A 13,705-nucleotide genomic window follows, 5' to 3' on the forward strand; every position below is an offset into this window, starting at 1 on the left:
TAATCGACCAGTGCCGTGCGTCTTGCCCGATCCTGTTGCCGGAGTCCATCATGCCCCCAGATCCTGTTGCCCACCCCTTACCGCGTCTGGCGCTGATCGCCGCCATCGTCGGTACGATCGCGCTGCTTTTTGCATGGGTCGCCGGGTGGCTGTCGCCCGCACGCGTCAGTGGCGCCTCGATCGCCGATGCGCTGCAGGCCAACACCGGCAAGATCTTCCCCGGTATCAGGCGCGCCCACGCCAAGGGGCTGTGCATCGCGGGCGAATTTGCGAGCAACGGCGCGGGCACGGCGCTGTCGCGCGCAACGCTGTTCGCGCCCAACGCGAGAACACCGGTATCCGGCCGGTTCTCGCTGGCAGGCGGCAATCCCGGCGCGCCCGACGGGCGAACCGTGTTCCACGCCATGGCCTTGCGCTTTGTTTTGCCGGGTGTTGAGGAATGGCGCATGGCACTCGACCATACGCCGATCTTTGTGGTGTCGACCCCCGCCGACTTCCAGGCGTTTCTAATTGCCGGCACGCCCGACCCGGTTACCAAAAAGCCCGACCCCGCGCGCATGGCGGCGTTTCTGGCCAGCCATCCCGAAGCGCGCCGGTTCATCGCCTATATGAAGTCGGCGCCACTGCCGTCGAGTTTCGCCAACGGCACCTATCACAGCATCAACGCGTTTCGCTTTACCAATGCGGCGGGCGAAACGCGCGCGGTGCGCTGGCAATTCGAGCCAGAGGATCGCTTTGCCGCGCTCGACAAGACCACGCTCGACCGCCTGCCGCACGATGCGCTGTTCGACGAATATTTGGCGCGGGCAAAGCAGGGCCCGGTGCGCTGGCATCTGGTCGTCGTACTCGCCAATCCAGGCGATGCGACTGACAATGCCACGGTCGAATGGGGAGCGGGGCACCGCCGCATCGATGTCGGCACGCTGACCCTGACCGCGGCCATGCCCGAACAGGAGGGCCATTGCCGCGATTTCGTGTTCGATCCGCTGATCCTGCCCAGGGGCGTCACCGCATCCGACGATCCGTTGCTGGCCGGACGTTCGGCTGCCTATGCCGCCTCGTTCCGACGCCGCGCCAGGGAAGCGCCGCACGCCGACCCCGTTTCGACCCACCAGGGAGCCGCGAAATGAACTCGACGGATCGCTTTGCGGTGCACGCGCGCATTCTGCACTGGGTCATGGCGATCATGATCCTGGCCATGCTTTTCATTGGCGCGGGCATGGTTTCGACTGCCAGCCGGGCCTATCCCGATTTGCTGGCGTGGCACCGCCCGATCGGCATCGCAGTGCTGGCGCTCGCGCTGGTGCGGCTGGGCGTGCGGATGACGCATCGTCCACCATCGCTGCCTGCCGATTTGCCCGTGCTGCAAAGGGCCATGGCAAGCGCCATGCACCTGGCACTGTACACGCTGATGCTGGCCATGCCGCTGATCGGCTGGGCAATGCTGTCGGCCGCCGGAACGCCCGTGGTGCTGTGGCCGGGCACGGTCTTGCCACCGATCCTAGCACACGATGTGCGCATGTTCGGATGGCTGCGCCGGTTGCACAGGTTGGCCGGTTATGCCTTTTTCCTGCTGATCCTGGGCCATCTGGGCGCGGCACTGGTCCATGCCCTGATCCGCCGCGACAGCGTGTTCCAGTCCATGGCGCGGTTTGGCAACAGGTCGATGAGAGGTTGAAAGACAGCCGACGCGTCGCCGGAGCTCATCCAGGATCTTGACGCGCACTTCGCATCGACCATTCAATCTGCATTTATGATTAAAACAATATCTTTTAATCGTTATACGAGAACGATCGGGACCGTCACAATAGCCTCACCAACCAAGGAGGCAGAAATGAACAACTTTAAGGCAATCCTTCCCGCCCTCGCCATTGCCGCCAGCGCGATCGGCTTTTCGCCAGCAGTGGCCGCCGACATCGTGGTCAACGGCCACACCACCTTCAGCGATATCGAATACACCAATGACGCGGGCGACCGGGTACCGGCAATGCGTGCTTCGCTGAACGCTCAAATCCCTGTGGGGACTCCGATTTCTGCGGCTCGGACCATTGTTCGGCGCATGGGCGCGCATTGCGGCGAAGCAGCTAGCGACGGCCAGACCAAGTGCACGTACAACAGCTTTGAAAGCATCGAAGATCATCTTCACGACGTGGCCTGGACCGTTCGCCTGAACAGCCAGCAAGGCAAGGTCTTCGGGCTCGACGTCGCCCGGGAATCCATTGGGTCCTGACAACCTTGGGATCGAAACTGGAATCAATCGGCCCACAGAATTGAAACAATCTGTAATATCCGTTGGATTGATCAAACCGGCGGGCCGATTGTCCCAGGCGAGCAAAGTCAGAACAACCCGGCAACCGCACAAACCCCCAAAGAACCCGTGATGAGTGATGCAGCCTTCCTGCCGGGGGAGCCTGTCGCTGTTGCGGCTCACCCGGGACGTCACTCGCTGGAAAACCTCTGCGTCTGATTTCGGCCGTTCCCCGCCGCTCTGCGCAGCACACCAACAGGAGTTCCCCATGAAAACACTGTCACGCCTTGTCCCGCTCGTCCTTGGCCTGATCCTCGCAACGCCGGCCGCTGCCGACCAGACTTCGTGCAGCAAAAGCGGCATCGCCTTGCAATTGCTGGGCTCCGGCGGCCCGATTTCCGACGATGCCCGCGCTTCGTCGGGAGCGATCGTGTGGATCAACGGCAAGGCGCGTCTGCTGATCGATGCAGGAGGCGGCACATACTTGCGGTTTGGCCAATCGGGCGCGCGGCTGGAAGACCTCGATTTCATCGGCATCTCCCATTTTCACACCGACCATGTGGCCGACCTGCCGGCAATTCTCAAAGGCGGCTATTTCCTGAGCTCAAGTCACGCCGTCACACTGGCCGGCCCCACCGGCAATGCACATTTCCCCAGCATGACAGCCTTTTTCGCGCGCGAATTTGGCCGCGGACAAGGCGCGTACCAATATCTTTCGGGATTGGGCAATGCCACCGACGGTTTGCGCCTGGCGGTTCATCCGGCCGATGTCAGGGTCGACAAACCCACGCGGACGCTGGTGTTTCAGGGCGATGGCGTAACCGTCTATGCGTTCGGCATCCCGCATGGCGATGTGCCGGCCCTGGCCTTTCGCATCGAAACGCCAAAAGGCGTGATCGTGCTGTCGGCCGACCAGAATGGCAGCCGCAAGGCATTCGTCGGCTTTGCCGCAGGCGCCGACATTCTGATGATGCCCGCCGCGATCGACGACGATGCCGATGCGCAATCACGCTTCCTTCATGCCACGCCAACCGTGGTGGGCAAGCTTGCGGCCGAAATAAAGCCGAAGATGCTGGTGCTGGATCACTTCATGGGCCGATCGCTGATCGACAAGGACAAAAACGTGCAGATCATCCAGCGTTATTATCACGGCCCGGTTTTCGCCAGCCGCGATCTGTCCTGCTTTCCCCTGTTCAATCGCTGATACTTCAAGGAGACCGGATCATGAAACGTGAAATCGTTCTGGGCATTGCAGCAACCTCGCTGCTTTGCGCCGATGCCTATGCCGCCCCTGCGGCAACGCCCGCCCCTGCTGCGGCACCTGCCAGCCATGGCGGCGGCAAATGCGCCAGCGGCAAATGCGGCACCGAGAAAATCTATGGGCAGACCAGATTGCAGCACAATCCCGATGGCCAACTGGTGCGCGCGCGCGATGGCAAATGCGGACTGACCGGCAAGGGGTACAACGTGGTTGCCACCGAGCGCGACCGGCTGGCCGAGGGCGTATGCGGCCGCTAGGCGAAACCAGCCTGGGGATCGGGCTGCGCCCCGAACTGGCCGATGCCTTGTGCAACGGTCCGGTCGCGGCGCCCCTAGACTTTCTCGAACTGGCACCCGAGAACTGGATGGCAATGGGCGGGCGCAAGCGCGACCAGCTCGACCGGATTGCCGATCGCTATCCGCTGGTGGCCCACGGGCTCAGCCTGTCGATCGGCGATACCGAACCGCTCGACATCGATTTCGTCAGCGATTTGCGCCGGTTTCTCGACGATTACGCAATCGATGTGTTCAGCGATCATCTGTGTCTGGCACGCGATGCGACCGGCTATCTTTATGACTTGCTGCCGAGCCCACGTCGCGCCGCCAATATCGACTATCTGGCCGCGCGGATCGGTCAGGTGCAAGCCATCATCGGCCGCCGCCTGATCCTCGAGAACATCTCGTATTATCATCGCTATGACGATCAGATGGCCGAAGGCGAATTCATCGCCGAAGTGGCACACCGGTCGGGGTGCGGGCTGCTGCTCGACATCAACAACGCCTATGTCAACGGGCGCAACCACGGCGAAGACCCGCTGGCATTCATGCGCAACCTGCCGTCGGACGCGTTCGCCTATTATCATATCGCAGGCCATCTCGTCTGTGACGACGGGCTGATCCTCGACACCCATGGCACGCCCGTGGCCGACGAGGTGGTGCGGTTGGGCCAGGCGGTTTGGGCCCAACACGGCCCCCGGCCCCTGCTGCTCGAACGCGACAATTTCGTACCGACGCTCGATGCGCTGGTCGACGAGGCCACAACGGTCCACCGTGCCATAAAGATGGGGTCATGCCATGACGCAACAGCCTGATCCGGTGATGGTTCGCGAAGTTGCGCAACTGTGCGTGCGGGCACGCCACGATCCCGAATGCCTCTATGGGCGATTGCTGCGCGAAAACGTGCGCGATGTGCTGGAGTGCAGCTTTCCCAGCTTCTGCGAGCGGATCGAGCCTGCGGATCTGGCGCAAATGGTCGATCGGTTTGTTGCAGAACACCCGGCAATCCGGCCACAGTTCCATCAAGTCGCGACCGAATTTGTCGAATTTGCGCAAGCGCGGTTATCCTTGACGAACTCCTTGCTGTGCGTGCTCGAATACGAGTGGGCGCTGCTGGCGGCGGAAATCGATCCGGCCCGCATCACCCCGCCATCGCCAGGTGATCGCTTTGGCGTTGCGATCAATCCGGTCGCCCGGCTGGTCGTGCTGCCCTTCGATGCGACCGGCGGAGATTGGGATCGGCCCACGCGCCGCGCACATGCGATCTATCGCAATGCCGCACATGAGGTGCTGACCCAGGTGCTGTCGCAACAGGACTGCCATCTGATCGAGCTGATCAAGGCCGCAGCATCGATCACCCCCACCGCGCTGGCCGCACAAGCCGCGGCATCATGGTCACCCGACGACGTCGCGCAATGGGTCGCGACCAACCTTGAGTTCGGCCTGCTGTGCCAGGTCGCCCCCGAATAGAGGAGATTTCGATGAACGTGTTCAAACTTGTCGATGGCGGGTTTGCCCGGATCAAACGGCTGGATTTCCTGCCGCTGCTGGCCACCCGCCTCTACCTCTTGCCGATATTCTACGAAGGCGCACATACCAAGATCACCGGTTTTGCAGGAACGGTTGCGTGGTTTGCCGCGCCCGTCAGCCAGGGCGGGCTTGGCATGCCGTTTCCCTTGCTGCTGGCGACGCTCGCCACCGCAACCGAAACGGCAGGATGCATCTGCATGGCGCTCGGGCTGTTCACGCGGCTGGTTTCGATCCCGCTGATGGTCACCATGACGATCGCCGGGCTGTCGGTCCACTGGTCGCACGGCTGGGCCGCGATCGCGGGGAAAACCGCCGAATCAACGCTGCGCATGCAGGCCTTCATGGATTGGTTGGCGCAGAATTTTCCTGGCCGGTTCAATTACATCACCCAGCTTGGCGACCCGATCATCCTCAACAACGGGATCGAATTCACGGTCACGTATCTGATCATGCTGATGACGCTGTTCTTCTATGGCGGCGGGCGTTACCTCAGTGTCGATTACTGGCTGGCCAAATGGCGCCCCCACCAGATCGGCTGGCTGATGCCCGCCGATCACGCGTGAAATCCTGATCTCTCCAACACCGCAAAAGGACTCACCCCATGACCAGAATAGCGATGAAAGTCGCCGTCTCGGGCGCAGCAGGCCAGATCTGCTATTCGCTGTTGTTCCGCATTGCGCGCGGTGACCTGTTCGGGCTGGACCAGCCCGTCACGCTCCACTTGCTCGATGTGCCGCAGGCCCAAGCTGCAGTGCACGGCGTGGTGATGGAATTGCGCGATTGCGCTTTTGCGCTGCTGGACCAGATTGTCGTCACCGACGATCCGCTGGTCGCTTTTGACGACATCGATGCGGCAATCCTGGTCGGATCGCGTCCGCGCGGCAAAGGCATGGAGCGGCGCGATCTGCTTGCGGCCAATGCGCGGATCTTTCAGGTGCAGGGCCGCGCCCTCGACCAGGTCGCCAAACGCGAGGCCAAAGTTCTGGTGGTCGGCAATCCGGCCAACACCAACGCCTATATCCTGGCGCACAGCGCGCCCGGTTTTCCCAAGGCCAATATTTCATCGATGATCCGGCTCGATCACAACCGCGCGCTGGCAATGCTGGCCGAGAAACTGGGCGTCGGGCTGGGTGCAATCGAGCATCTGGTGGTCTGGGGCAACCATTCGCCGACAATGTTTGCCGACTGGAGCCAGGCGACCGTCGCGGGCCAGCCCCTGCCCGCCGCGATTGGCGATGACGACTGGTATCGCAACACGTTCATCCCCACCGTCGCCCAGCGCGGCACCGCGATCATCGAAGCGCGCGGGCTGTCGTCGGCGGCATCGGCCGCCAATGCCGCGATCGACCAGATGCGCGACTGGATCAGCGGCACCGACGGGCGCTGGGTATCGATGGCAGTGGCATCAGACGGCGCATACGACATCCCCGAGGGCTTGTTCTGCGGCGTGCCGGTCACGTGCGAAGCGGGCGAATACACCCGCATCGGCGGGCTGGAACCCGATGCCTATGCGCGCAGCATGATCGCACGCACAGTCGCCGAACTGATCGACGAACGCGACGCGGTAACCGCAATCCTGACCGAATAAGACTTTACGCCAAGCAAAGGACATATCCGTGAGCAGAATGAAGATGCTGCTTTGCGCTGTGGCGCTGGCGGCCTTGCCAACTTGCGCCACCAGTGCGCATGAAACTCCCGATCCGACCATCGTCCACAATGCCCGCGACGGCGTGGTGCGGCTCTATGGCGCGGGCGGCCCCGATACCGCGCTGCGCAAAGTGGCGGCGGTGTTTCACCAGGAAACCGGCATCGACGTTGTGATCACCGCCGGCCCCGAACCAACCTGGTCGAAACACGCGCAAGCCGACGCCGATATCGTGTGGGGCACATCCGAAGAGGAAATCACCGCCTTGCTCGAAACCTACAAAGATTTTGCCTCGAGCGATGTCATGCCGGTCTATCTGCGCCCGGCGATCATCGCAGTGAAGAAGGGCAATCCCAAACATATCGCCGGGTTTGACGATCTGTTGAAAGACGGCATGCGCGTGGTCGTGACCGAAGGCGCGGGCGTTGCCAACACGTCTGGCACCGGGGTGTGGGAAGATGTGGCGGGCCGGCTTGGCCATCTGTCCGACATGGCGACGCTGCGCCGCCATATCATCGCGTTCGGCAAAGGCAGCGGCGCCAGCTACAAGGCGTTTGTCGAACAGGATGCCGATGCCTGGATCACCTGGCCCGATTGGCCGATCACCCATGCGGACAAAGCCGATCTGGTCCCGCTGGCGCCATCACGCACAATCTGGCGCGATCTCAATCTGGTGATGGCCCCCGATGCCGACCCACAGGCGCACAGGTTCATCGCCTTTCTGATGAGCGCACGCGGCGCGGCGATCATGCAGACCGAAGGCTGGACGCGTTAGGCGGCGTTCTGCCGCGAATCGTAATTCACTTGCGCCTCCCGCACTTGCTCCCAACATGCTTTAGCCCAATCGACCAGCGCTTGCGTTGGACCAAGCAGACTATTGCCTAGTTCAGTGATCTCATACTCGACGCGCGGCGGCACTTCGGCGAACACTTCGCGCACAACCAGCCCGTCGCGTTCGAGATTCTTCAGCGTGACCGACAACATCCGCTGAGAAATACCGGGAATGGCGCGCTCAAGGGCCGAAAAGCGGGCGCGTCCCCCTAACAGATCGAGCGAGAGCATCACGAAGATCGTCCATTTGTCGCCCACTTTGGTCAGCAGCTCGCGCACGGCCACCGGATCAGAGCTGCGACAAACCGCAGCCGGGTCGAGAACGGCGTTTTTTGGAGACTTTGCCATCGCTTACCTCGGTGTGTGTGACTGATTTCAAAGTGCCTTCTTTTTCAGAAGGCACTTCTCATCTATATGACACTCACGTTCGGTAAGCAACCTTGCAGAGAGCCGGGGAAAACACGATGACGCATTCGAATTACGCGAAATATGCTCCTGCCGAACCCTATTTCAACGTGGTGCGCGAGGCGATGGGTGATCTGGTCGATGGCGAACACTTCTTCGACATTGTCGCACCCGACATCATTTACGAAGTGCGCTACGAATTTCCAGGCTGGCCACGCATCACCAGTGGACGCGCAGACCTGATGGCCATGTTTGCCAGTTATGTTCAGAATATCGCTCTGAACTCGACCAGCGATCTGGTGACGATGCGTGCAGAAAACGGCCAGGTTGTCGTGCTCGAATACGAAGTACACGGCACAATTCTTTCTACCGGACGAGCTTACCACAACCGCTTCTGCTCGATTGCCACAATCAGCGACCGCAAGATCGTGCAATGGCGCGATTATATGGACTCGCTTGCGGCATGGAACGCGCTGAGTGCCTGACCACCATCATTCCCCCATTCAAAAGGATCCGCTCATGAAACAAATTCTGATGATCGAAGTCAGCCCGCGCGGCCCGGCGTCCGGCAGCCGCGCCGCCGCCGACCGACTGGCCGCACACCTGATCGCGGCCCATCCCGCCGCTCGGCTGATCCGCCGCGATCTGGCCGCATCCCCGCTGCCACATCTCGACGGCGCAACGCTCGGTGTGATCGCCGCACGCGATCCCGCCAATCCCGCGCCGATGACGGAACTGGCAAGACTGTCAGACGAATTGACCGACGAATTGCTCGCATCGGATTGTCTGGTGATCGCGACCCCGATGTGGAATTTCGGCATTCCCTCGGTGCTCAAGGCCTGGATCGATCTGGTCGTGCGCCCCGGCCTCACGTTCCAGTATGCTGGCGAAGGCGTTCTCGGCCTTGCACAGGGCAAACAGGCCATCCTGTTGCCGGCGTCGGGCGGCGTGTTCAGCGAAGGCCCGTGGCGCCCGTGGGACTTTGTCGAACCCTACCTGAAACAAGTGCTTGGCTTCATCGGCATCAGTGATGTCGAGACTATTCGCATCGAGGGCATGAATATCCCCGGGCTTGCCGAACAGGCCGTGCCCAACGCCTTTGCTGCCATCGAGAGCCTTGCTGCCTGAACGCGCGCGCTGACTTCGACGGGGTGCGCGCATGCACGACATCGACGTGCGATTTTGCAAATTTCCCAACATACACACAAGAAAACCACCGGCCGAATCGATACTCTTCCCGATAGGCGCCGACGGAAAACTCTCCCGCCGGTAGTCGCCCGCAAACGCGAAGCCCCGAACCCCGCCAATTCGCGTTGCGGGCGTACCTAAGCCCTGCGGCCCACACCTGGCGGGCCGCAGGGCGCCTTTTGGCTACACTCGATCGGGGGGATCGGCAGGAAACCACTTCGATCGAACCGTTCAACCACAGGCGCAGCGCAGTTGCGCATGACGTCCGAACAAAAAGGGGCCTGTCATGGCCAAAATGACTCTGACCCGACGCACGCTCATTGCCGCCAGCGGCACAGCAGGCGTCCTTGCAGCCATTCCGCGCAGCTTTGGCCAGGTGGCCGCCGCTGCCGTAAACACCAGGCAAAAGGAGCGAAAAGACATGGGATACGTGACAACGCCGGACGGCGCAGAAATCTTCTACAAGGACTGGGGCCCGAGATCGGCGCAACCCATTCATTTTCATCACGGCTGGCCGCTCAGTTCGGATGACTGGGACAATCAGATGCTGTTCTTCCTTGCCCACGGCTTCCGCGTTGTCGCCCATGACCGTCGCGGCCACGGCCGTTCGAGCCAGATCGATACCGGCCACGACATGGATCACTATGCCGCCGACGCGTCGGCCGTCGCCGAACATGTCGACCTTCGCAATGCCATCCATGTCGGTCATTCGACCGGCGGTGGCGAAGTGGCGCGCTATGTCGCAAGGCACGGGCAACCGCAGGGCCGCGTGGCCAAGGCCGTGCTGGTCAGTGCAGTGCCGCCGCTGATGCTCAAGACCGCCGCCAATCCCGAAGGCACGCCGATGGACGTGTTCGACAGCTTTCGCGCAGCGCTCGCGGCAAACCGCGCGCAGTTTTTCCTCGATGTGCCGACCGGGCCCTTTTATGGCTTCAACCGGCCGGGCGCGAAAATCTCGCAAGGGATTATCGACAACTGGTGGCGACAGGGCATGATGGGCAGCGCGCTGGCCCATTATGAAGGCATCAAGGCCTTTTCGGAAACCGACCAGACCGAAGATCTCAAGGCGATCCGGGTGCCGACGCTGGTCATGCAGGGCGACGACGACCAGGTGGTTCCCTACAAGGATGCGGCCGTTCTTCAGGCCAAATTGCTCAAGAACAGCGTGCTCAAGATCTATCCCGGCTACCCGCATGGCATGGCGACCACGCAAGCCGATGTGATCAACGCCGACCTGCTGGCGTTCATCAAGAGCTGACGCGACGATCCGGCGCCGGGCCTCGCCCGGCGCCGGACCAATCCCGGCAAAACCACATCAGACCAACATGGCGTTCGCCGCGCGCTGTCCGCGCGTTATCGGCCCAGAGGTCCAGCCTGCCGAACGGGAGAAACTCGCCATGAGCGTCAAGTATTTTACCACGGCCACTGCGGGTGCACCGGTCGCCTCGGATGCGTACTCCAGATCCGTCGAAGCAGACGGGCCGATTGTCTAGCACGACGTGTATCTCGTCGAAAACTCGCGCAGTTCAACCACGAGCGGGTGCCCGAACGGGTTCGCCTGCCAAATTTGCGATGCGCTTGGAACTGGACATGGAAGCTTTATCAAGCCCAACGGCGAGCGCTACGCTGAAGCCCACCACGTAATACCTGATTCAGAACAGGGAATTGGCTCGCTTGGCGCGAGCAATATCAACATACTTTGCGCCAACCGCCACAGGCAAATGCACCATGGAGATGTTCGCATCGAGAGAATGCCAAAGAGCTTCGGGCTCGAAATCGACGGAAAGCTGCTGTCGATCAAGCCGTTTGCTTTGATCACCTGATGCCCCGCTGGGACCCCGCCATGAGGCGGCGTCAACACTCGCTGGATAAATTATTGAAAGTATGGTGAGCCCAGCTGGATTCGAACCAGCGACCTACTGATTAAAAGCTGACCATTACTTCTTTGCAGATCGCTGCATATTACTTCATTTCGTATCTTAGATCAAGAATTTCTGCGCTCTCTATTGGATTACACCGTTTCATACCTTTCCATTCCGTGGCAAGCAATTGCCTGCCTCTGATACCCCGCTGTGACCCACGCTTTGGTCTCTAACCAATTCTCACGCCATTTTTAACCAGCCGTCCAAGCAGCCACCGCTCGGTCACCCGCCATGAAAACTGGAGTTAACAATATCGGGATGCATGCGCATGGCGCCGGACCTGATCATCTTTCGCTTACTTCAGTTTTCCTCACCATCCGCCCCGCCCCATGCGCCAGCATCGAGCAGCCTCACGCGCTGAAAGAAAGCCCGGTAAATGTCATTAACATGCTTAGCCAGCCACGCATGCTGCCGCGACCAATCTTGCCTGTCCTCTGGATCGACATCATTCAGGAAGACACTGATGCGGCTATCCCTCAACTCAGGCAACGGCTCCCAGATAAGGCGGTAACCCAATTCGCCATTGATAGCCTCTTGCTGCTCTTGGAGAAGACCAAAGAACGCATTCCGATGGTCCCCGCCAATCCACAAGTTTGCGCGAATCTGGCGGCTAGGCCGCATCATCGTTGCGCCAATACTGAATGAACTTCGACCGATTGCATATGACATAAATGGTTGAGGTTGTGGCTTTCGATTGCCCGCAACAGGCCCTTTTTGACGGTTGAGCTCGTCATTTAATGACGCCCAGAAATCTCGCTGAAGTAACCTGATTCCAGACATTCCAGATTCTTCGATCACGCGCGACGCCGTTGCCATTGACCGGGACCAATCGTTGGGCTTGGAAATTATATTGAACTTCGGCGCAGCAGGGGATTCGCCGATTCGCCAGAGCTCCACCTCCAAGCCGAAGAACCGAAATGTCTCATCGGTAATCCTATTCAGCCAGTCGAGCGTGGCACGGTGCTCATCGGCAAATCGCTTTGCGATCCAGACGATCGTCGCAGCCTCAAGCCCGGACGCGTAGGTAAGTAATTGCCCGAGGTGCTTATGATCTGTTCGTTCAAGCTGATTTTCTACCAGCACCCATGTGCCTGACGCAATGTCCTTGCATAGGATATCGGCACTAAACGGACCAACAGCTTTTTCCTGCGCTTCAAGCTCAAGCTCCAGTCCCAGCGCCTCGCCGAGAACCGTCAAATTTTCTTCATGCGCAAGCCATGGCGTAAAATCTGTAGCTTCGCCGGTCCAGATTTCGCGGAGTTCCACGCGTGTCAGGCGCCCAAGTGCATTAGACATAACCTACTACCCCACATTTTCGACAGATTTTTGCACCATCTTCTAATGTTAATTCAGCGTTTCTAGCAACGTTGTCACAGTTAGACCAGTTCGCAGCCCTAACACCAAAAGCATTCAACGTCTTCGATTCCGGTTGGACAAACTACCCTGAGGCGCTGGGGGCTTTGCCGGTTAGCAGCTACAGCGTTCCTGATTGACTCTGCCTTGAAACCTGCGTGAACTGTTGGCCGATCATCGAGTCGGGGGCGACTATGAAGAGGCGTTCGTTCGTGCTGGGAATAGCCGCTAGTGCGGCCTTCCGATTCTCACCGTCATTCGCTTCCGAACCTAAGGCGAGCCCCGAAGGTATAATCCCTGCTGGTCCAAAATACGATGACATGGCGGAAGATGTGATTCGAACTCTTCCCGTTACCAATGACTATGTTGCAATCATGGAAGCGTTGGAAGCCCTGAGGACCAATCTGGCATTCAGAAGCCCGGATGGGGAGCCATTTAGCTATCGATGGTCGAATTATACAAATCCGCTCATCCTGCGTATGTGGCGCGATATGGGCTACAAGGGGGAGTCAACAGATTGCTCTCAATGGTGCGCTATCTGCTTGGGTTGGGCTTTGAAACGCTCTGGCCGCGATACTCCCGCTGATGTTGAAAGCTCGCAGGCTTTTCTCAGTGGCTGGGGCACGCAGGTCGCCGTCCCAATATCGGGCGATATTGTTGTATTCACCGACGATGCCCCCAAGGACGCGGGACATGGCCATGTCACCGTCTTTCGCAGCCAACTGGACGCAAACCATATTATTGGATTGGGCGGCAACCAGGATTTGAAGATCACGTCTAATTGCCCAAAGGTGCCCGTCAGTGCGATCAACGAGGAGCGGATGCCTCTCGACACGCGGCAATACGACGTAAACAACAAAGCGATCAGTGGCTGGCATGTCGCCGCCTACATCCGACCACCGGCACCCGTTCGCGCTCCGACAAAAGAACCACCCCCATCGCGTGCAGTGAACGGTCCTCAATTACTAAGGTGATCGGGTATGCAATTTGAATGTCTACTAACCGAAATTGGTTGATTGCAGTCTTTCAAGATTGCTCTGGCGGCAG

Annotated in this window: 17 protein-coding genes; 15 read left to right on the forward strand and 2 right to left on the reverse strand. The window is 60.0% G+C overall.

What is annotated here, in order from left to right:
• Positions 1–50: 50 nt before the first annotated feature.
• The 10 genes from AQZ49_RS06455 (at position 51) to AQZ49_RS06500 (ending at position 7,734) form a co-directional block, all read left to right on the forward strand.
• On the forward strand, positions 51–1,130 hold the full coding sequence (locus AQZ49_RS06455) for a catalase family peroxidase (protein ID WP_067614091.1): 1,080 nt from the start codon (positions 51–53) through the stop codon (positions 1,128–1,130).
• Positions 1,127–1,678: a cytochrome b gene (locus AQZ49_RS06460; protein ID WP_067614093.1), complete on the forward strand. Its 552-nt coding sequence runs from the start codon at positions 1,127–1,129 to the stop codon at positions 1,676–1,678. The genes AQZ49_RS06455 and AQZ49_RS06460 overlap by 4 nt, the downstream gene beginning before the upstream one ends.
• A 156-nt stretch (positions 1,679–1,834) precedes the next feature.
• Entirely contained in the window at positions 1,835–2,230 is a 396-nt protein-coding gene (locus AQZ49_RS06465) for a hypothetical protein (protein ID WP_156428168.1), read from the forward strand.
• A gap of 286 nt (positions 2,231–2,516) precedes the next feature.
• On the forward strand, positions 2,517–3,452 hold the full coding sequence (locus tag AQZ49_RS06470) for an MBL fold metallo-hydrolase (RefSeq protein WP_067614097.1): 936 nt from the start codon (positions 2,517–2,519) through the stop codon (positions 3,450–3,452).
• 20 nt (positions 3,453–3,472) lie between these two features.
• Positions 3,473–3,766: a hypothetical protein gene (locus tag AQZ49_RS06475; RefSeq protein ID WP_067614099.1), complete on the forward strand. Its 294-nt coding sequence runs from the start codon at positions 3,473–3,475 to the stop codon at positions 3,764–3,766.
• Positions 3,754–4,599, forward strand: coding sequence for an MbnB/TglH/ChrH family RiPP precursor modification enzyme (locus AQZ49_RS06480; protein WP_067614101.1), 846 nt, complete (start codon positions 3,754–3,756; stop codon positions 4,597–4,599). Before AQZ49_RS06475 ends, AQZ49_RS06480 begins: the two co-directional genes overlap by 13 nt.
• A complete protein-coding gene (locus AQZ49_RS06485; RefSeq protein WP_067614103.1) occupies positions 4,583–5,254 on the forward strand; it encodes an HvfC/BufC family peptide modification chaperone in 672 nt (223 codons plus the stop codon). The genes AQZ49_RS06480 and AQZ49_RS06485 overlap by 17 nt, the downstream gene beginning before the upstream one ends.
• Before the next feature lie 11 nt (positions 5,255–5,265).
• Positions 5,266–5,877 (forward strand): HvfX family Cu-binding RiPP maturation protein, encoded by a 612-nt coding sequence (locus AQZ49_RS06490; protein ID WP_067614105.1) that lies wholly within the window; start codon positions 5,266–5,268, stop codon positions 5,875–5,877.
• A gap of 38 nt (positions 5,878–5,915) precedes the next feature.
• Positions 5,916–6,902: a malate dehydrogenase gene (locus AQZ49_RS06495; protein ID WP_067614107.1), complete on the forward strand. Its 987-nt coding sequence runs from the start codon at positions 5,916–5,918 to the stop codon at positions 6,900–6,902.
• Between the two features lie 37 nt (positions 6,903–6,939).
• A complete protein-coding gene (locus tag AQZ49_RS06500) occupies positions 6,940–7,734 on the forward strand; it encodes a substrate-binding domain-containing protein (protein ID WP_067614109.1) in 795 nt (264 codons plus the stop codon).
• Here the strand turns inward: AQZ49_RS06500 and AQZ49_RS06505 are convergent.
• On the reverse strand, positions 7,731–8,138 hold the full coding sequence (locus AQZ49_RS06505) for a winged helix-turn-helix transcriptional regulator (protein WP_082701594.1): 408 nt from the start codon (positions 8,136–8,138) through the stop codon (positions 7,731–7,733). The two genes, AQZ49_RS06500 and AQZ49_RS06505, sit on opposite strands and share 4 nt — an antisense overlap.
• Positions 8,139–8,254: 116 nt before the next feature.
• Here AQZ49_RS06505 and AQZ49_RS06510 point away from each other — a divergent pair, with 116 nt between their 5' ends.
• From AQZ49_RS06510 to AQZ49_RS21710, 4 genes are all read left to right on the forward strand, one after another.
• On the forward strand, positions 8,255–8,680 hold the full coding sequence (locus tag AQZ49_RS06510) for a nuclear transport factor 2 family protein (RefSeq protein WP_067614113.1): 426 nt from the start codon (positions 8,255–8,257) through the stop codon (positions 8,678–8,680).
• Positions 8,681–8,714: 34 nt separating this feature from the next.
• A complete protein-coding gene (locus AQZ49_RS06515) occupies positions 8,715–9,323 on the forward strand; it encodes an FMN-dependent NADH-azoreductase (RefSeq protein WP_067614115.1) in 609 nt (202 codons plus the stop codon).
• 481 nt (positions 9,324–9,804) lie between these two features.
• Entirely contained in the window at positions 9,805–10,641 is an 837-nt protein-coding gene (locus tag AQZ49_RS06520; RefSeq protein ID WP_156428186.1) for an alpha/beta fold hydrolase, read from the forward strand.
• 241 nt (positions 10,642–10,882) lie between these two features.
• Complete coding sequence (locus AQZ49_RS21710) at positions 10,883–11,206, forward strand: HNH endonuclease (RefSeq protein WP_082701595.1); 324 nt, start codon at positions 10,883–10,885, stop codon at positions 11,204–11,206.
• Positions 11,207–11,605: 399 nt separating this feature from the next.
• On the opposite strand, the gene AQZ49_RS06525 is transcribed toward AQZ49_RS21710, so the two are convergent.
• Positions 11,606–12,571 (reverse strand): DUF4268 domain-containing protein, encoded by a 966-nt coding sequence (locus AQZ49_RS06525; protein WP_197410949.1) that lies wholly within the window; start codon positions 12,569–12,571, stop codon positions 11,606–11,608.
• Between the two features lie 407 nt (positions 12,572–12,978).
• Here AQZ49_RS06525 and AQZ49_RS22170 point away from each other — a divergent pair, with 407 nt between their 5' ends.
• Entirely contained in the window at positions 12,979–13,632 is a 654-nt protein-coding gene (locus tag AQZ49_RS22170; protein ID WP_156428169.1) for a C40 family peptidase, read from the forward strand.
• The last annotated feature ends 73 nt before the right edge of the window (positions 13,633–13,705 follow it).

The sequence above is a fragment of the Novosphingobium sp. FSW06-99 genome (assembly GCF_001519065.1).
Lineage (GTDB): Bacteria > Pseudomonadota > Alphaproteobacteria > Sphingomonadales > Sphingomonadaceae > Novosphingobium.